Annotated in this window: 16 protein-coding genes; 10 read left to right on the forward strand and 6 right to left on the reverse strand. The window is 64.5% G+C overall.

The genetic code is table 11. The features are described from left to right. The first annotated feature begins 54 nt into the window (after positions 1-54). From GUY30_RS13275 to GUY30_RS13290, 4 genes are read left to right on the forward strand one after another with little or no spacing between them, the layout of a single operon-like run. Positions 55-1,026 (forward strand): glycosyltransferase family 2 protein, encoded by a 972-nt coding sequence (locus GUY30_RS13275; RefSeq protein WP_167198453.1) that lies wholly within the window; start codon positions 55-57, stop codon positions 1,024-1,026. After that, positions 1,026-2,477 (forward strand): polysialyltransferase family glycosyltransferase, encoded by a 1,452-nt coding sequence (locus tag GUY30_RS13280; protein WP_167198456.1) that lies wholly within the window; start codon positions 1,026-1,028, stop codon positions 2,475-2,477. Before GUY30_RS13275 ends, GUY30_RS13280 begins: the two co-directional genes overlap by 1 nt. Next, a complete protein-coding gene (locus tag GUY30_RS13285; protein ID WP_228281337.1) occupies positions 2,470-3,585 on the forward strand; it encodes a polysialyltransferase family glycosyltransferase in 1,116 nt (371 codons plus the stop codon). The genes GUY30_RS13280 and GUY30_RS13285 overlap by 8 nt, the downstream gene beginning before the upstream one ends. Positions 3,586-3,613: 28 nt before the next feature. Beyond that, a complete protein-coding gene (locus tag GUY30_RS13290; RefSeq protein ID WP_228281338.1) occupies positions 3,614-5,014 on the forward strand; it encodes a DUF6716 putative glycosyltransferase in 1,401 nt (466 codons plus the stop codon). A gap of 154 nt (positions 5,015-5,168) precedes the next feature. On the opposite strand, the gene GUY30_RS13295 is transcribed toward GUY30_RS13290, so the two are convergent. The 3 genes from GUY30_RS13295 to GUY30_RS13305 are packed head-to-tail and all read right to left on the reverse strand — an operon-like array spanning position 5,169 to position 8,398. After that, positions 5,169-5,642: a GtrA family protein gene (locus tag GUY30_RS13295; RefSeq protein WP_228281345.1), complete on the reverse strand. Its 474-nt coding sequence runs from the start codon at positions 5,640-5,642 to the stop codon at positions 5,169-5,171. A 60-nt stretch (positions 5,643-5,702) separates the two neighbouring features. Further along, entirely contained in the window at positions 5,703-7,331 is a 1,629-nt protein-coding gene (locus tag GUY30_RS13300) for a hypothetical protein (protein ID WP_167198460.1), read from the reverse strand. Continuing rightward, positions 7,328-8,398: a glycosyltransferase gene (locus GUY30_RS13305; protein WP_167198463.1), complete on the reverse strand. Its 1,071-nt coding sequence runs from the start codon at positions 8,396-8,398 to the stop codon at positions 7,328-7,330. The genes GUY30_RS13300 and GUY30_RS13305 overlap by 4 nt, the downstream gene beginning before the upstream one ends. A 330-nt stretch (positions 8,399-8,728) precedes the next feature. On the opposite strand from GUY30_RS13305, the gene GUY30_RS13310 reads away from it, so the two are divergent. The 3 genes from GUY30_RS13310 to GUY30_RS13320 all read left to right on the forward strand — a co-directional run bounded on the left by GUY30_RS13310 (position 8,729) and on the right by GUY30_RS13320 (position 11,273). Then, on the forward strand, positions 8,729-9,697 hold the full coding sequence (locus GUY30_RS13310; protein ID WP_167198465.1) for a methionine ABC transporter ATP-binding protein: 969 nt from the start codon (positions 8,729-8,731) through the stop codon (positions 9,695-9,697). Then, positions 9,697-10,371 (forward strand): methionine ABC transporter permease, encoded by a 675-nt coding sequence (locus GUY30_RS13315; protein ID WP_167198467.1) that lies wholly within the window; start codon positions 9,697-9,699, stop codon positions 10,369-10,371. Before GUY30_RS13310 ends, GUY30_RS13315 begins: the two co-directional genes overlap by 1 nt. 65 nt (positions 10,372-10,436) lie before the next feature. Next, positions 10,437-11,273 carry a MetQ/NlpA family ABC transporter substrate-binding protein gene (locus GUY30_RS13320; protein WP_167198469.1) on the forward strand — a complete coding sequence of 279 codons (837 nt, stop codon included), beginning with the start codon at positions 10,437-10,439 and terminating at the stop codon, positions 11,271-11,273. A gap of 98 nt (positions 11,274-11,371) precedes the next feature. Here GUY30_RS13320 and GUY30_RS13325 read toward each other — a convergent pair whose 3' ends face one another. After that, a complete protein-coding gene (locus tag GUY30_RS13325; protein WP_167198472.1) occupies positions 11,372-12,271 on the reverse strand; it encodes a serine hydrolase in 900 nt (299 codons plus the stop codon). Next, positions 12,268-13,263: a LysR family transcriptional regulator gene (locus GUY30_RS13330; protein ID WP_167198475.1), complete on the reverse strand. Its 996-nt coding sequence runs from the start codon at positions 13,261-13,263 to the stop codon at positions 12,268-12,270. Before GUY30_RS13330 ends, GUY30_RS13325 begins: the two co-directional genes overlap by 4 nt. 176 nt (positions 13,264-13,439) lie before the next feature. Here GUY30_RS13330 and bla point away from each other — a divergent pair, with 176 nt between their 5' ends. From bla to GUY30_RS13345, 3 genes are all read left to right on the forward strand, one after another. Beyond that, positions 13,440-14,369 carry a class A beta-lactamase gene (gene bla, locus GUY30_RS13335; RefSeq protein ID WP_167198478.1) on the forward strand — a complete coding sequence of 310 codons (930 nt, stop codon included), beginning with the start codon at positions 13,440-13,442 and terminating at the stop codon, positions 14,367-14,369. Between the two features lie 187 nt (positions 14,370-14,556). Beyond that, entirely contained in the window at positions 14,557-15,339 is a 783-nt protein-coding gene (locus GUY30_RS13340; protein WP_167198481.1) for an NAD(P)-binding domain-containing protein, read from the forward strand. 81 nt (positions 15,340-15,420) lie between these two features. After that, on the forward strand, positions 15,421-15,888 hold the full coding sequence (locus GUY30_RS13345; protein WP_167198484.1) for an SRPBCC family protein: 468 nt from the start codon (positions 15,421-15,423) through the stop codon (positions 15,886-15,888). A gap of 124 nt (positions 15,889-16,012) precedes the next feature. Here GUY30_RS13345 and GUY30_RS13350 read toward each other — a convergent pair whose 3' ends face one another. Then, on the reverse strand, positions 16,013-17,719 hold the full coding sequence (locus GUY30_RS13350) for a formate--tetrahydrofolate ligase (protein ID WP_167198487.1): 1,707 nt from the start codon (positions 17,717-17,719) through the stop codon (positions 16,013-16,015). Positions 17,720-17,877 lie beyond the last annotated feature (158 nt).

The following is a 17,877-nucleotide window of genomic DNA, read 5'->3' on the forward strand; positions in this document are numbered from 1 at the left end:
ACCCCTACGATCGATCGGACGCGAACAGCAATCGGGATTCTGCGGAAGGACCACATGCCCCAACCAGTCGTCAGCGTCGTCATCGCGGCGAAGAACGCCGAAGAGACGATCGGCGGAAGCCTCAGAGGCCTCGTCAATCAGGGATTCGGCAAGGACGAACTCGAGGTCGTCGTCGTCAATGACGGCTCGGCCGACGACACGGCCGGGGTGATCGCGGACTACGCCGACCGGCTCAATCTCGTCGAGATCCACAACGCGGAATCCCGTGGGGTCTCCACCGCCCGCAACGCGGCCCTCGAAGCGTCGAGCGGACGGACGATCACCTACCTCGACGCCGACGACTGGTACGCACCCGGGCACCTGCGCTCGCTCACCGACGCCATCACGGGACTCGGTGTCGACTTCGTGAAGACGAACTACCTCATCGTCAACGGCTTCAACCGGAAGCTGCGCCGGGCCCCCTGCGCGAAGCACAACACGGCGCTGAACCCACGCGAGCACATCCTGCCCCATGATGCATCGACGATGGTCGACTTCCCGGAATGCTGGACCGGCATCTACTCCCGCTCCATGGCCGATCGCGGACTCCTCGACTTCAACCCGGAGCTGCGCACCTGCGAGGACCGGCCCTGGACATGGCGCCACCACCTCGAAGCCGACACCTTCGCCGTCGTCGACACGGCGGGCCTGTGCTACCGGAAGGGCAGCACCACCTCGTTGACGGCGATCTTCGACGAACGGCAGCTCGACTTCATCCCGGCCTTCCGGTCGGTCTTCGCCATGCTCGAGACGAACCCGGACAACCGCGACTTCGAGCAGAAGGCCGTGCGCAACTTCCTCTCTATCCTCTACTTCCAGATCTTCAACCGGGGTTCATCGATGTCGCGCACCGTGCGCGAGCAGCTCAACCTCGGTGCCGTGAACACCTTGAAGAACATCAGCAACGACGTCATCGACCTCGCGCTGACGAACTACGGCGAACGCCGGCTGCCCGTGATCGAACCGATCGTCAGGAGGGCCCGCTGATGACCCAGATCATCGAGATCTCCACCCAATACCAGCTCGCGAACATCTCCGCGCTCATCCGCGCTGGCCGCCTCGGTGACCAGGACGAACGTCGGATCCTCGTCGTGGCGAACAATTCCTTCGCCCCCGAACTCACCCCGGCAGCCGACGCCATGCCCGGATCGGCAGGACTGCTCGCCGATTTCGATGCTGTTGTGGATTGGAATGCCACGGTCTGGCCCAACCATCCGAAGGCCTTCGGCATCTCCGGCGAACGTGCGCCGATCATGGAACGCGCCCTGCGCCGGGAATGGGCCATCGACGACCACGATGACCTCGAACTCATCGTCGAGTCCCTGCCCGGCCACCCTGCCGGGGCGCTCACGCAGATCTTCGCCACCGCTGACATCAGCGTCCACTCGGACGGGCTGATGAGCTACGGACCGATCCGCAATCCGCTCACCCTGCCGCAGTGGCAGCGGCTGAAGACGATCTTCTATACGGATCTTCTGCCCGGCATCACCCCACGTCAGCTGGCCGAACATTCCCCGCAGCGCGTGGTCCTGCCGACCGCGGATCTGGCCGGAGTCATCGACGATATGACCGCCGAGGTGGCCGATGAGCTGGCGAGCGCCCGTCTCGATGCGCCGATCGAAGGCAGTGCGCTCGTCCTCGGTCAGTACCTTGCGCAGCTCGACCTCATCACGGCTGAGGAGGAGATCGATCTGCACCTGCGGATGCTCGACAAGGTCAAGGACGCAGGTCTGACCACGGTGATCTTCAAACCGCACCCGACCTCGGCGCGGACGACGATCGGTCCGCTGCGCAGGCGCAGCGAGGAACTCGGCCTCGACTTCGTGCTCGCCGACGTGCCGCTGCTGGCCGAGATCGTCGTCTCCGCCACCCGACCCGAGCTCGTCGTCTCCTGCTTCTCGACCGGACTGGCGACCGCGAAGGGACTCTACGGCTGCGAGACAGCGGCCGTCGGCACCACCGCGCTGCTGGCCGCGCTCGCGCCGTACCAGAACAGCAACCGCATCCCGCTGACCATCATCGATGCCCTCCACTCGGGCCGGTATGCCCTGCCGGGCGACCTCGCCGAGGCGGGGCCGTCGTCCCGTGAGTCTTCCGGGTCGGGGGCGGCGGGTGCCGATGCTCAAGTCGGTGCGACGAAGGATCTCAATCCGCTCATCGATGCCGTCACCTACTGCATGCAGTCGGACTCGGCCTCCTATCTGCGGCAGAACGCGATCGAGTTCCTCGCAGGTGCTGTGGGCGGTCCCGATATGAAGTACTTCAAGCGCAAACGCCTGACCAAGCTCGACCTGCCCGGTCAACAGGAGATCCCCTTGCACAGGAAGACCCTCAGTGCCGTCAAGCAGCGGGTGGTCTCGAAGGCGAAGCGCACCCAACACGTGCTCAAGGACCACGGCATCGCCGTCGATCCATCGAAGCTGAGAAAGAATGGCTGAATTGCTGATGGCTGAGAAGACCAAGGCGAACTCGAAGAAGGCCAAGAAGTCGAGTGACTCGGCGGCCAAGGACGAGGCGGTCAAGAACGGTGCAGGCAAGAGCTGCGCAGGGAAGAAGAGCACCCGAATGACCTCGGTGGCCTTCGTCGAATCCCCGCTGCAGTTCCTCTCTGCACTCGAATCCCACGAGCCGACGGAGGATCTGCTCATTCGCGCCCGGGCGAGCGCGAAGGGAATGACGTCCTTCCTCGACGCCTTCGACCCGGCCTGGCTGCCGAAGAACGTCCGTCTCGAACGTGACGGGGCGAAGCCGGGACTGCTGCGCAAGAACACCTTCGATCGGATCTACCTCGGCGATACCTGTTCGGGTGAGGTCCACAAGGCCTTGTCGCTTGCGTATCTCGAGCGCCGCATGCCCGAGGTCGTCATCCTCGACGACGGTCTGGCCACCTATTCGGCGATCGAGATCCTCGCCGCCAAGCGCGGTCCCCTCGTCCGGCCCCGGCAGAAGCTCAAGGCTTCGCGCACGGTCATGGCCGCACACGTCGCAGACCGGCTTCGCCACCTGGCGACGGTCGGCAAGCTGCGCTGGCACACTGCCCTGCCGGTGGCGAAGCCGCTGCGCAAGGCGTTCCTCAAGTCCGGTGGCGAAATCACCCGCCACCGGTTCGAGCACCTCCAGACCCTGCCCACCGGCGGCAGCCACCCACGGGACAATCCGGTCATCGGTTCGTCCCTGGCCGCCGACGGACTCATCGACGCCTTCGCCTACCGGGCCTGGGTCGACGACATCATCGACACTCACGGATCGATCACGTACTACCCGCATCGGCGTGAAACCGAGGAGTTCCTGGCCGACCTCGGCCGTGATGACCGGGTGCGGATCAAGCACCTCGGCCTGCCGATCGAGCTGCGTCTGATCAACCTGCCGCCGGATTCGACGATCCGCAGCCTGCCGTCGACCGCTGCGGTGTCCCTGTCCGTGCTCAATCCGGACGTGACGATCGACGTCACCGAGATCCCCGCGAAGTGGTGGACCGGTGCTTCACCCGATAGTCTGCGAAAGTCCCTCAACGCCCAGTCGGTCAAGGCAGATGACGATTCCTGAACCAGGCGATCCCCACTACAGCGGGCCGATGCTGCCCCCGTCGCACTCCGACGCGCCACCGCGGCCCTCTCATCTGACGGAGCGCACCCGCGCGGACGGGCCGTCCGCACAGTCGAACTATCCGGACGGCCCGGTGCTGCCGCCTCGGCGATCGGCAGGGCTCGCCCCGATCCGCATCCTCTCGGTCTCCGACAGCGAGTCCTACCTCAAATGGGCGACCCAGCTGCTCTCCAGTCTGCCCGACGTTGAGGGGCGCGTGTTTCTCGTCGACAACCCGATCCTGCCGACCGATGAGCAGATCGACAGTGCCGTCGCCGGCACCGATTGGGAGCACCGCGAGGTCCCCGTCATCGCCCGGTCCGACCTCGCGCAGGTCATCGCCGATCACTCCCCCGATATCGTCCTCGGTGCCGCCACCGGTCCGATCGTCGCCCAGGTCTTCCTCACCGCGCACACCCGCACCGACCGGCCGGCGTTGGTCTCGGGCCTGCCGGGAATGGGTCTGCCGGCCAGCGGCAAAGGAATGAATTATCGCCGGCTGATGGATGCGTTCATCGCCCACTCCTCCGCCGAGGTGAACGCCTACACCGAGGCGAGCGCACAGTCGCAGGTCCCCTGCGAAGTCCTGTTGGCGCGCCTTCCGATGCTGCGTTCGGAGGGCATCCCGCAGCTCGCGGCACCAGCGGAACACCTCGCCGAGGAGACTCCACCATCCGTCACCACCGCGCCCTACTCATCGGGTGCCGCACGAACCGGTGCCCCTGCGACCCCACGCACTCTGGTCTTCGCCCCGCAGGCGAAGGTCCCGGCCGAGCGAGCCGGCCGTGAGGCGATCATTGCTGCCCTGGCCGAATTCGCCGACATTCACCCGGAGTCGACGGCGATCATCAAGATGCGGTCACGCCCCGGTGAGTTCGAGACCCACCACGAGCAGCACTCCTACTTCGAGATCCTGGACGACTTCCGCACTCGCCGAGTGCCTGGAACGGAACGCATCGAGTTGGGTTACGGTCCCCTCAGCGACTTCCTCATGGACGGCTCGGCCCTGGTCACTGTGTCCTCGACTGCGGCACTCGAATCCATCGATCAGGGCATTCCGACCCTGCTCATCTCGGACTTCGGCTTCAACGCCGAGCTGCTCAACGAGGTCTTCGAAGGCTCCGGTGCCACCGGCACATTGGCCGATGTTGCTGCCGGGTCAATCGGATTCCCTGACTCTGAATGGCTGGCCGAGAACTACTTCCACGCGCAAGACGGACAGCTGCGCCGAGACCTCGGACTGTTGGCCACCCGCGCACGGGCCGGTCAGCTGCCAAATCGTCGGTCGGCTTGGCTCAAGCAGAAGAGGATGCTGCTCCGTGCCGAGCTGCGCACCGTCACCCCGACCCCCGTAGTCAGCGCCTACCGCAAGCTCCGCGGCACCGCCTGAGTGCCCAGGCTGGGCTATCTCGTCCCTTCGGTAGGCGAAATGGTCACAGAATACTGCGGAGGACGTGACCATTCACCCCACCTAAGCGGCAGTTTTGCGGTTGCAATCAGCCCGACGCGACAATCTCAGCCAGCAGTGCATGGGGCCGCGGTTCTCAGCTCCGGTCGTCGGGGACTCGGCTCGATTCCTCCATGGGCACGACCACCTCGGCGTGGGGTGATTCGTCTTTGAAGACCCACGTGCGGTAAGCGTAGAAGCGGAAGATCATCGCCAGTCCGATGCCGATGACATTCGTCGAGATGTTGTAGGTGAGCTGGTCGCGCATATCGAGCAGGTACCACGTCACGCCGAGGGGGATGACGGTGATGATCATGCCGGCGAGGTTGACCGCGATGAACAGGACGATGCCGCGCATGTTCGAGTTCGTGGTCCGGTCGCCGTAGGTCCAGAGCTTATTGCCGATCCACACGACGATCATCGACAGAATCGTTGAGACGATCTTCGACTTGATCGGACTGCCCTCGAGGAGAGCGGGGATCGGACCGAACCCATAGGCCAGAAGGTTCGACAGGCCGACGTCGACGATATAGCCGAGCCCGCCGACGGTGAGGAACTTGAAGGCTTCCACCGCCAGGCGCCGGAGACGATCCGATAATGACTCTTTCATAACTGGTGCCAGTCTATGGCCCTAGGATTCGGACTTGCTGGAAGCCGCGCTCGGGCGGGTGGCCGCGTCCCGGTCCGGGCGACGCCACATGGCGATCGCAAGCACGGCGGCCATGGTCAGTCCCAGTGCCGGCCAGAACGTGTACCGGAAATGGTGCTCCGGCACGATCGGGAAGTACCCGAAGACGTAGCACAGCGCCGAGGCGGCCAAGGTCGTGATCTCGGGCCAGAAGGATCGCTTGCGGACCGGTCCCCCGTGACCGCTCCGATGCGCTCGATAGGCAAGGCCGAGCAGCACCACTGCTGTCAGAGTCCAGAACCAGGGGGCGAACAGCATCGGGAATGTGCCGAGCGCGAAGTCCTCGACATACGGGCGCATGATGTAGTCGGCTTTGGGATCACCCTGCTCGATGCCGACATCCGACGCTTTGCCATTCCATTCAGCAGGCCAGTACTCGACCCCGGAGGTGAAGAAATAATAGGAGAACACAGCTGCCCGGTATTCGGCGTACCGCAGCGGGTGAGTGATGACGTGGTCGAGCCACAGCTGCTTGAGCGCGTCCTGGTGAGCGATCGGCGAGAAGTTCTCCCCGCTCTCGCCCTTGCCGAAGCAGTTCCAGTACGAATCCCAGAGCTCACCCTTCTCCAGGCACTTCTCGCGGGCAGAACTGATGTGGTCGGTGAGTTCCTTCGGGGCCCCGGACTTCTTAAGTTCGGCGTCGGGGACGGAGAACATCACATCGTCGAGGAAGATCTGCGAGATCTGGCCGGTCTTCGTCACTCCCATCTGCGAGTCGATGACAGCATCGGTGACCTTGACACCTCCGCCGATGAGTACGAGAACGATCAGTGACGAGGCCGCCGTCAGCAGAAGCGGGCGCCCTTTCTTCGCAGAGGCCGCTGGCGGCTCTGAAGTCTCAGGTGACTCGGAGACCGTCGTGGCTGAGTCTCCAGCTCGTCCGCGACGGTGCCGCCACAGATGCACCAAGCACCATCCGCCGTAGACGGCGATCGGCACGACCGCGAACACCGCGTTCTTCCGGACTCCCACCGCGTAGACGAGGAGGACCAGCGCCGGAAGCCACAGCGGCCACGTCTTCGGGACGGAGCGAGTGATCATAATGAGGACGACGGCCAGCAGGATGGCCACGGCCATCTGTGTGTCCTTCCACAGCGTCGTCATCTGGGAGACGACCCAGGGGGTGACCATGATGGTCGGCCCCAAGAGCGACACCCACCTCGGCGCCCCGGATCGGTGGACGAGCACACCGGTCCCCCACGCGGCCGCGGCGAGCAGGCCGACCTGCAACAGAAGCAGGCTCCCCGGGTCTCCGGTGATGTCGAGGAGGATTCCCCACACCGCGCTCATCACCGGCGGATGCCAATCGGAGTACGGAATCTCTCCAGTGGCCTGAAGGTACTGGTTGGCGATGTCGACGTTGACCCGGCCCGGCCAGAACAGACGCAGGAAGATCGCCGACCAGATCGCGGTGAGGACCCCGAGCAGCAGATCCCACAGCAGAGGTCGCTTCAGCAGAGCACGCACCGACGAGCCGGTGCGCCATGAGGAGGAGGTCAGCGGCTTCGCACTCGGCTTCGGTGAGTCAGTGCGGCGTGGCTCCGGATCATTCGTCGATTGCTGTTCGATCATGAAGCGAAGCGTGCCCGCACCTGCTGGCTCGGCTTCAACCGTGCTGCATCGGCAAAGATCTCCGCCTCCGGAGCTGAGAACTCTCGATCCGCGGGACCAGTCTGTCCCGGGGTCTGGCGCTGTGAGACGGGTCGACCGCTGACGGCAGGCAGACTGAGGTAGGCCAGGCGGGAGGTCTCTCGACGAGCTCGGCGCAGACCGTCCAGGGTCAGGCCGACGCTGCCGAGCAGGAACGCCAGTCCCATGAGTGCAGTGGCGAGGATCGCTGTCGGGAACCTGGGCACGAGTCCGGTCTGCCAGAACTCCCACACCACGGGCAGGCCGAAGGCCAGCGACAGTGCGGCGAGCACGGCGGTGAGTGTGCCGTAGAACAGGCGGGGTCGTTCGTGTCGAACGAGGGCGGAGATCAGCCCGAGGATGCGGAACCCGTCTTTGAAGGTCGACAGCTTCGACTCGCTTCCGTCGGGTCGGTCACGGAAGTCCACGGCCACCTCGGTGGTGGGAAGACGAAGGGACATCGTGTGCACGGTCAGCTCGGTCTCGATCTCGAACCGACGGCTGATCGCGGGGAACGATTTGACGAAGCGGCGGGAGAAGACGCGGTAGCCCGAGAGCATGTCGGAGACTTCGGAGCCGAAGAGCCATCCGGTCAGCCGGTTGAACATCTTGTTCCCGGCTTCATGGCCGGGCCGGTACGACGTGGTCTCCTGGTTGTCCTGGCGGACACCGAGCACGTGGTCGTACGGGCCCGAGATCAGGGTGTCGATCATGTCGGGCAGGTGGGCCGCCTCGTAGGTATCGTCGCCGTCGATCATCACGTAGATGTCGGCATCGATATCGGCGAAGGCGCGGCGGACGACGTTGCCCTTGCCGGGGACGTCCTCCTTGCGGACGATGGCACCAGCTTCCGCGGCGCGCTGTGAGGTGCGATCGCTCGAGCAGTTGTCGTAGACGTAGACCGTGATGCCGGGAAGGGCGGCCTTGAGGTCGCCGACGACCTTGGCGACGGTGATCTCCTCGTTGTGGCAGGGAACGATCGCTGCAATCCTCGTCGTCTGCTCGTGCATGTGCGTCCCATCGTGGCCGGTCCAATCCGATTTTTCAGGGATACGCCGCCGAGGTGGCCGCGGGGTTACGACAAGGAGAACTGCGGTTTGCATTGTCGCCGGCTTTCATTCGAGTTCATCTCGTCGTCACCTTGGACCGGGTCCTCTGAGAGTGAGTTCTCCATCACGATCACTCCGTTATGCGTCTTTTTATGACATCTACCTGTGAGGATCATGCGTTTCCTTGTCATCCTGAATCGTCGGCCCTACTGGACCGTAGACCGACCCATCCCCATTTTTCTGCCGTCCACCACCGTGCGCGGCACTGACCAACCACACGAGGAGGCGCCTGTGATCGAACTGCGCGCACTGCGGAAGGTGTTCGGAGAGACCGTCGCCCTGGAGGAGATCGACCTCTCGGTCCCGGCCGGAGAGATCCACGGCATCGTCGGCCGCTCCGGCGCCGGCAAGTCCACGCTCATCCGCTGCCTGACCGGACTCGAGTCCCCCACCTCCGGGACGGTGTCGATCAACGGCGTCGACCTCACGAACCAGTCCGGTTCCGGACTGCGCGAGGCCCGCCGCAGCATCGGCATGGTCTTCCAACACGTCAACCTCCTCGACTCGAGCACGGCGCTGAAGAACGTCGCCCACCCGCTCAAGATCGCCGGAGTGCCGAAGGCCGAACGTCTGGCCAAGGCCCGTGAGCTCCTCGAGTTCGTCGGCCTCGGCGACCGCGTCGACAACTACCCCTCCCAGCTCTCGGGCGGGCAGAAGCAGCGCGTCGGCATCGCCCGCGCCCTGGCCGCCGAACCGAAGGTGCTGCTGTGCGATGAGCCCACCTCGGCGCTGGATTCGACGACGACGGATCAGATCCTCGGTCTCATCCGCTCGCTGCGCGACCGCCTGGGCATCACCGTCCTCATCATCACGCACGAGATGTCCGTCATCCGCGAGATCTGCGACTCCGTGACGCTGCTCGCCGACGGCCGCGTGGCCAAGACCGGGAAACTCGCCGAGGTCATCGCCGAACCCGGATCGGTCCTGGCCAAGGATCTCGTCCCCCTGCCACCGGTCAGCATCGATGACGGGGCGAGCCGCCTCGTCGAGGTGTCCCTGGCGGGAACGGACCTGCCCACCGTGCTCACCGCCGCGCGGAATGCCGGAGCGAGCGCCGAGGCGATCCTCGCCGGAGCCGTGGAGACGATCGAAGGCCGTCAGGTCGGTCGACTGCGGTTCTCCGTTGACACGGCCGAACAGGCGAAAGAGCTGATCAGCGCCCTGAAAGCCGATGGAATCTATGCGGAGGAGGCTGCCTGATGAACGATCCCACATGGTTCGACAACCCGGCGATCACCGATCAGATGTGGCCGGCCACCATCGAGACTCTGCTCATGACGGCCTGGTCGACCGGACTTGCCGTCCTCTTCGGACTGCCCTTGGGCATCTGGCTGTTCACCGCATCGAGAGGCGGGCTGAACTCGAACCCGGTCGTCTACCGGGTGCTGTCCTTCATCGTCGACATCACTCGCTCGATCCCGTTCATCATCCTCATCATCGCGCTCATCCCCTTCGCCCGATTCGTCGTCGGCTCAGCACTGGGCTGGCAGGCGACCGTGGTGTCGCTGACGATCGGCGCGATCCCCTTCTATGCCCGTCTCGTCGAGAACTCGCTGCGCGAGGTCTCCGAAGGCAAGATCGAAGCCGCCCTGATGATGGGAGCCTCGAACGGCCAGGTCATCCGCCAGGTCTACGTCCCCGAAGCTCTGCCCGGTCTCATCGGAGCTGCCACGGTCACCTCGGTGACATTGGTGTCCTACACCGCGATGGCCGGTGCCGTGGGCGGCGGCGGTCTGGGCGCGCTGGCGATCTCCTACGGCTATCAGCGCTACCAGGCGGACACGATGATCGCCTGCATCATCGTCCTCGTCCTCATCGTCACGATCATCCAGTTCATCGGCGATCGGCTGGCCCGCGCGGTCGACCACCGCTGAGCCGCCTCGGCGACTCCCACCTCAACTGCACTCTTCACCACACAACACACATCTCAAGGAGAACCATGAAGACCAAGCTCATTGCGATCGCGACCAGCGCGACTCTGCTGCTCTCGGGCTGCGGACTCGTCGGCGGCGGCACCGATTCCGTCGGTGAGAAGGACGGCGACATCACGAAGCTCACCGTGGGTGCGACCCCGGTGCCGCAGGGCGACATCCTGCGCTACGTGGATGAGAACCTCGCCGAGGATGCCGGCCTCGACATCGAGGTCACCGAGTACACGGACTACACGCTGCCGAACAAGGCGCTCAACGACGGCGACATCGACGCGAACTACTTCCAGCACAAGCCGTACCTCGATTCCGAGGTCGAGGGCCAGGGTTACGAGATCACCGGGTTCAAGCCCATCAACCTCGAGCCCTTCGCGCTGTTCTCGAAGGACATCAAGGACGTGGGTGACATCCCGAAGAACGCGAAGATCGGCATCAACAACGATCCGTCGAACCAGGGTCGTGCGCTGAAGATGCTCGAAGACGCGAAGCTCATCACCCTCAAGGACGGCGTGGACGCGGTCGACGCGAAGCTCTCCGACGTCGAGGACAACCCGAAGAACGTGAAGTTCGTCGAGGCCGACGCCGCGCAGCTGGCTCGCACCCTCGAGGACGTCGATGCTTCGGTGATCAACGGAAACAACGCCCTCGAAGCCGGACTCAACCCGGCCAAGGACGGCATTCTGCTGGAGAAGGCCGAGGACAACCCTTACGGCAACTTCCTCGCCGTGCGCACGGAGAACAAGGACGACGAGAACATCAAGAAGCTCGACGAGCTGCTCCACTCCCCCGAGGTGAAGAAGTTCATCGAGAAGAAGTGGGCCGACGGCTCCGTCCTCCCCTCCTTCTGAATTACTACCTGACGGCGGCCCAGATACCTCGCGCGAGGTTGCTGGGCCGCCGTCAGGTAGTTCGGGAGGGAAAGAGTGTCTGCGGACCGACGTTCCCCTCACCTCAGCAGATCGTGAAGGGCACGGGCAGCGGCACCGAGAGCAGCCTCCGCGGCGGGCTGAACCGAAGCGGGATTGCTCGATTCGCTGAGCACGACGATGGCGATCGCCTGACCGTCGGCGTGGTCGACGACACCGATCTCGTGCCTGAGATGGAGCAAGGTGCCCGTCTTCGACGACCACCGAGCCGAATCGGACATCAGGTCGGGCGCAAGTCGGTGGCGAACGACGTTCCCGGACATCAGCTCCCGCAGCCGGGCGGCGACGCCGTGGTCGAGCCTCGCGGGGCGCCAGACCTCGGCGAGGAGGCCCATCAGCCCGCGAGCCGTGGCGGAGTTGGCGCGGGAGACGTCGAGCTGCCATATCCGATGCCCGTCGCCCTGGGACGATCGAATCTGTGCGAGGTCGTAGGCCAGGTGCGCTTCGGCTCTGTCGAGGCTCTCCAACGGTGTCATCGTCAGCGCATCGAGCCGGTGGCGGATATCGATGGTCCGCAGCCCGAGAGCATCGAGATCCCTTTGCACCTCGGCTGCAGGAACAAGGTCAAGCAGTGCATCGGCGGCAGTGTTGTCGCTGAAGCACACGGCCAAGGTGAGCAGATCCTCGACCGCGATCCGCGCCGGGTGCCGAAAGCGTGCAGCACTTGTCGGACTCGCAGATTCGGCAACGGCCGGTTCGACTCGGACTTGCTCGTCGGCGGCAAGGTCCCCCGCCACAATCCGATTGAGCACTGCCAGTGCAATCGGCACTTTGACCAGCGACGCCAGCGGCAGCGCTCCGTCGGGTGCGAGCGCAACCTCGGCGTTCGTATCGAGATCACGGGCGATGATTCTGGCGCTCAGACCCGCCTGTTCAAGCTCTGCTCCGGCCGCCCTGATGACTCTCTTCCGTTCGATCATGGCGCTTCACCCCTCGACCGCGTGGTCCGCGGAACGGGCGCCGAGGCGGCACCGCTGGACAGCGATCGTCGCCTTCCCGACCTCGAAGGCCGCCTGTTCGCCTCGGAGGCGACCGGTCCGCCGAGGCAATCAGCGACCTCCTCGGTGAAGTCGGCAAGCAGCATTATGTCCTCGTCCGCGGCGGCCGCCAATTCATAGCCCCGAGAAATCGTCGGGTCGATGAGCGGTGCCCAGGGAAGATCCAATTCTGCGGCCTCGGCCTCGCTGCACAGCAGCAGATCACCGTCACTGAGCACCGCCGCGACCGCGTCAGGGTCTGAGGTGTCCACAATGACTTGGTAGGGAAGCAGACCAGCGGTCTCGGCGGACCGTCGGACCCGGTCGCGAATGTGCGGAACGTTGTCCTCGCTCATCACTCGCAGGCGTCGACCTGCAAGTTCGAGATCATCGCCGGGGACCCGCGCCCGAGATCTCCGCAGGTCGGCGATCCGCACCGGAGCCGTCAGCGGAGAGCGATGAGCACACCCCAACGCGACAATCCAAGTGCCTTCGTCTGCGGGAACGGTCTGCACCGAAGCGCGCACTCGTCTCCCGGCGAGATCGTCGGACCGCCTTCCAGGCGGACTCGAGCGGAAGTCGACCCGAAGCCCCCGGTCCTTCATCGATGCCGCCAGCACCGCAAGATTTCGTGTCGAGCAGGAAGTCGGGACTGCCAGAGAGATGGGCCGCAACTTTGCCCGGTCTGCACCGATGAGCAGCTCGTCTGCCAGTTCGACCAGCCGCGTTGCCGGGACCAGCATGTCGCGACCGAACGGTGTGAGACTCACTCCCCGTCCGGTCCGTTCGAGGAGCCGCGCACCGAGCTGCTTCTCAAGCCCTGCGATGCGCCGACTGGCCACCGGCTGCGGGATTCCGTCGGCGGCAGCACCAAGTGTCATACTGCCGAGTTCGCTGACAGCGGTGAATGTCCGACAGGCGTCTACCAGGTCCATGACCTCATGGTATGCGCTATCGATATGAGAACGAGGGTTTCAGTCTTCGACCGCATGGCAGCAGTGGAGAAAGATGTTCAACAGCGAGCATTGCAAGCACATCGAACCCGAGACAGTGCTCGGCCCGCCGATCCACCTGAAGTCGACTCCCGTCGGGGAGAGAACGGAACGAATCGATGAACGCCCGTATCCTGCAGTGCGTCGCTGCGTCGACACTGGCAGCCATGGCATTGGCCGGCTGCACTCCGAGTGAGGCTCAGCCTGACCGGTCCAATACACAGACCGAAACCTCAAACAGCCCGACTGACAACAACGACCACCAGCGACTCGAAGACCAGCTCAAGAAACTCGAAGCTCGCTACGACGCGAGAGTCGGAGTCAGCGCGCTCGATACCGAGTCCGGCGAATCAGTTGACCACCGTGCAGACGAGCGCTTCGGCTTCGCTTCCTCGCTCAAGGTCTTCGCCGTCGCCGAACTCCTCGATCGCACGACGCCGAAAGAGCTTGAGAAGAACGTGACCTGGACTCAGGCCGATGTCGATGAGGCCGGATGGACACCGGTGACGGAGAAGCACGTCGACGACGGGCTGCCACTGGAAGATGTGGCCGAGAGCGCGCTGAGGGTCAGCGACAACCTGGCGATGAACATTGTGCTTGATGAGCTTGGCGGACCAGAGGCTCTCGACGACGCCATGGAGAAGGACGGTGACTCGACGACCGAGGTCACCGACGAAGAGCCGGAGCTCAACGACGTCGAAGAGGGCAGCACGGACAACACCACCACCCCGGCCGCATTCACCGCCAACCTGCAGGGCCTTCTCGATGCGAAGCGACTCTCGGACGATGATCGCAAGGTTCTCTTCGACTGGATGTCGGCGAACGAGACGGGAGACCCGCTCATCCGCGCGGGCGCGCCCGAAGGATGGGTCGTCAGAGACAAGTCGGGACACTCGGATGCGATTCAGAACGACATCGCAATGGTGACGCCTCCCGATCGCAAGCCCATCATCATCTCCGTCATGACCGAAACCGACGACTCCGAATCGGAGGACAGGCCTGACTTGGTCGCCGCCGTCGCCGAGGTTGTGCTCGACAGCTTCCAATGAGGACGAACGACCCCGTCCCGCTCGATTTACTATCCGACGGCGGCGCAGATACCTCGCGCGAGGTATCTGAGCCGCCGTCGGGTTGTTTGGACGCACGGCAGCTCACCTCCCTTTCGAGGTCCCCGCACCCGGACCATTGAGTCAATGACACAATGCGAACAGGGACACGCCACTCAAGGAGGAGCACATGACACGCATCGGATTCATCGGAGTCGGAGAGATCGCCTCGGCGATGATCGAAGGCCTTGCAGACAGCGAGGCGAAAGCCGACCTCCAGATCTTCCTCTCCCCACGCAATGCCGACCGTGCAGCGAAACTCAGTGAGTCCATCGAGTCTGCCACGGTCTGTCGGAGCAATCAGGACGTCGTCGACCGCAGCGACCTCATCGTCCTCGCGGTCCTGCCGCAGCAGACCGACGCAGTCCCGGACGAGCTCGACATCCCGGCAAAGAAGACCCTGGTCAGCGCCGTTGCCGGCGTCTCAACAATCACGCTCAAGGCCAACCTTCCGCATTCCCCGACGATCGTGCGCGTCATCCCTCTGCCCGCCGTCCGCGAGCGCAAGGGAGTCACCGCTGTGTACCCGGCCAATGACGCGGTCGAAGAGCTGCTGAACCACCTCGGCGGATCGGTGATCGCGGCCGATGAGACGATGTTCTCCACGCTCTCGGCAGTGACCGCGACGATGTCGGCGCATTTCGCATTCTTGCAGACGATCACGGCCTGGCTCGTCGATCGCGGTTGGGACCAGGCGGATGCCGATCACTTCATCCGCGGCCAGTTCGTCGGTCTCGGCACCACTCTCGCCCAGACCACCGACCCCATCGACGACCTGGTCGCAGCTCACGAAACCCCGGGCGGCCTCAACGAAATGCTCAATAACGAGTGGATGGACAAGGCCAACCGCAAGTCCCTGGCATCAGCTCTCGACGCCGTTTTCGATCGCGTCACAGGAAGCGCCGGAGACTGACTGCGGACCGGTCGAAGTACTTGCCCGACCACCGATTGAGAGATCGCCCGCGCGCGTCCGGAGGTCGCTAGGATGACCGGCATGACTGAGTCTCTCACCTTCGCAGATTCCATCCACATCAGCGCCGACCCCATGACGGTCTACAGGACGGTTGCGGACGTGACTCGGACTGGAGAGTGGTCGCCGATCTGCCGAGAGTGCTGGTGGGACGAAGGCGATGGTCCACGAGTAGGAGCTTGGTTCACCGGGCGCAACGTCACCCCTGACCGTGAGTGGCAGACTCGCAGTCGTGTAGTCGTCGCCGACGAAGGGCGGGCTTTCGGATGGAACGTGGGACCCGGCCGAGTCAACTGGACCTACAGTATGCAGGATGCCGATGGAGGCACACTGCTCACCGAATCATGGGAGTTCCTGCCGGAGGGGCAGGAGTTCTTCGCAGAGAAGTACGGTGCGCGGGCATCCGAGGAGATCGCCGCACGGACAGCGTCTGCGCAGACCGGCATTCTCGAGACCCTCGCTGCGATCAAGCAGGTCGTCGAAGCACGCTAGGTCATCGGCAGACGGAGGAACCACAGAACTGGCTGCCCGCCCAGACTGGCCCCTATTGCTACCCGGCGGCGGCTGAGCAACCTGGCGCCAGGTTGCTGAGCCGCCGTCGGGTAGTAATTAGCTCTCAGAAGAGGCCGGTGATGTTGCCGTCCTCGGTGACGTCGATCTTCAGCGCTGAGGGTTCGCGCGGCAGGCCCGGCATCGTCATGATGTCGCCGGCGATGACGACGATGAACCCGGCTCCGGCCGACAGCCGCACATCCTTGATCTCGATGACGTGGTCGGTCGGCGCCCCGCGCAGACTCGCATCCGTCGACAGCGAGTACTGGGTCTTCGCGATGCACACGGGCGCGTCACCGTATCCTTCGTCCGTGAACTGACGCAGCTTCCGCTTCACCTTGGCCGGCAGGTCAATATCGGCTGCCTGGTAGATCCGCTGCGCGATGGTCCGGATCTTCTCCTCCAGCGGCCGCTCCAACTCGTACGAATACCTCGCCGAGGCGGCCGGATCCTCCGGTGCCCCGCCCGCAGCCTCGACAACCGCCTCCGCCAGTGCCAAAGCACCCTTGCCGCCGTCGGCCCAGTGTGTGGACTCCACAGCGGCGACCCCGAGCCCATCCAGATGAGAGATCGCCGCAGCCATCTCCTCGTCGGTGTCCGTGGGGAACCGGTTGAAGCACACGACCGGGGTCAGTCCGTAGATCTCGCGCAGGTTCCGACAGTGCAGTTCGAGGTTGCTCATGCCCTCCAGCACCGCCGATACGTCAGGAGAGTTCACGTCGGCCACGTCGACTCCCCCGTGGTACTTCAGCGCTCGCAAGGTCGCGACGACGACCACGGCAGACGGCCAAATCCCGGCGGTTCGGCACTTGATGTCGAGGAACTTCTCGGCACCGAGGTCGGCACCGAATCCGGCCTCCGTGACAACCCAGTCCCCCAGCGCCAGCCCGGCTTTCGTGGCGAGCAGACTGTTGCAGCCGTGGGCGATATTGGCGAACGGTCCGCCGTGGATGAACGCCGGCGAATGTTCCAAGGACTGCACGAGGTTCGGCGCCAGAGCATTGCGCAGCAGCGCAGTCATCGCCCCCGCCGCCCCGATATCCGCGACCGTGATCGGCTCCCGTCCTCTACTGTGGGCGAGCACGATCCGTCCCAGCCGTTCCTTGAGGTCGGCCAACGAGGTGGCCAGGCAGAACACAGCCATGACCTCGCTGGCGACGACGATGTCGAAGGCATCCTCGCGGGGCACTCCCCCGTTGAGTCCGCCGAGTCCGACGACAACTCCCCGCAGTGCTCGATCGTTGAGGTCGACGACGCGGCGGAGATGAATGCGCCGCGGGTCGACGTCGAGGTCGTTGCCGAAGTGGATGTGGTTATCGAGCATGGTCGCGGCGAGGTTGTTCGCCGCCGCGATGGCCGCGAAGTCGCCGGTGAAGTGGAGGTTGATATCTTCCATCGGCACGACCTGCGCGTATCCGCCGCCGGCCGCCCCGCCCTTCATTCCGAAGACCGGACCCATGCTCGGCTCCCGCAGCGCGAGCACGGCCTTGCCGACCTCGGGCTTCGACCGCGCGAGTTCGTTGAGTCCGTCGGCCAGGCCGATGCTCGTCGTGGTCTTTCCCTCGCCGGCAGGGGTCGGGCTCATAGCGGTGACGAGGATGAGTTTGCCATCTGTGGCGGTTTCGGCCGCCTGGTCGAGGACGTCGATGGGCACCTTCGCCTTCGTCCATCCGTGGGGAATGATGTCCTTCGCGTCGAGACCCAGCCCAGCGGCGATGTCGACGATGGGATCGAGCTCGGCGCTGAGCGCAATATCCATATCTGTGGTCATAAGGCCATCATGCCCGTTCCGCGAGATTTTGTGACCATCACCGACCCGAGAATTCGCGCAATGCGCACTCAGTTCCGCCCACCGCAACATCAACCTCGCCGAGGCGGCCCGCCGCCTCATCGCTCGACGGGTGAGAGTCGTGTGCGCGAGGATGGACA

This window comes from Brevibacterium pigmentatum (assembly GCF_011617465.1).
Classification (GTDB): Bacteria; Actinomycetota; Actinomycetes; order Actinomycetales; family Brevibacteriaceae; genus Brevibacterium; species Brevibacterium pigmentatum.

Excerpts from the sequence above, each read along its gene's own strand:
- GUY30_RS13345 (WP_167198484.1), top strand. The coding sequence starts at position 15,421 with ATGACTGAGTCTCTCACCTTCGCAGATTCCATCCACATCAGCGCCGAC.
- GUY30_RS13300 (WP_167198460.1), bottom strand. The coding sequence starts at position 7,331 with ATGATCGAACAGCAATCGACGAATGATCCGGAGCCACGCCGCACTGAC.
- GUY30_RS13275 (WP_167198453.1), top strand. The coding sequence starts at position 55 with ATGCCCCAACCAGTCGTCAGCGTCGTCATCGCGGCGAAGAACGCCGAA.
- GUY30_RS13280 (WP_167198456.1), top strand. The coding sequence starts at position 1,026 with ATGACCCAGATCATCGAGATCTCCACCCAATACCAGCTCGCGAACATC.
- GUY30_RS13285 (WP_228281337.1), top strand. The coding sequence starts at position 2,470 with ATGGCTGAATTGCTGATGGCTGAGAAGACCAAGGCGAACTCGAAGAAG.
- GUY30_RS13320 (WP_167198469.1), top strand. The coding sequence starts at position 10,437 with ATGAAGACCAAGCTCATTGCGATCGCGACCAGCGCGACTCTGCTGCTC.
- GUY30_RS13315 (WP_167198467.1), top strand. The coding sequence starts at position 9,697 with ATGAACGATCCCACATGGTTCGACAACCCGGCGATCACCGATCAGATG.
- GUY30_RS13290 (WP_228281338.1), top strand. The coding sequence starts at position 3,614 with ATGCTGCCCCCGTCGCACTCCGACGCGCCACCGCGGCCCTCTCATCTG.
- GUY30_RS13325 (WP_167198472.1), bottom strand. The coding sequence starts at position 12,271 with ATGATCGAACGGAAGAGAGTCATCAGGGCGGCCGGAGCAGAGCTTGAA.
- GUY30_RS13350 (WP_167198487.1), bottom strand. The coding sequence starts at position 17,719 with ATGACCACAGATATGGATATTGCGCTCAGCGCCGAGCTCGATCCCATC.
- GUY30_RS13340 (WP_167198481.1), top strand. The coding sequence starts at position 14,557 with ATGACACGCATCGGATTCATCGGAGTCGGAGAGATCGCCTCGGCGATG.
- bla (WP_167198478.1), top strand. The coding sequence starts at position 13,440 with ATGAACGCCCGTATCCTGCAGTGCGTCGCTGCGTCGACACTGGCAGCC.
- GUY30_RS13330 (WP_167198475.1), bottom strand. The coding sequence starts at position 13,263 with ATGGACCTGGTAGACGCCTGTCGGACATTCACCGCTGTCAGCGAACTC.
- GUY30_RS13305 (WP_167198463.1), bottom strand. The coding sequence starts at position 8,398 with ATGCACGAGCAGACGACGAGGATTGCAGCGATCGTTCCCTGCCACAAC.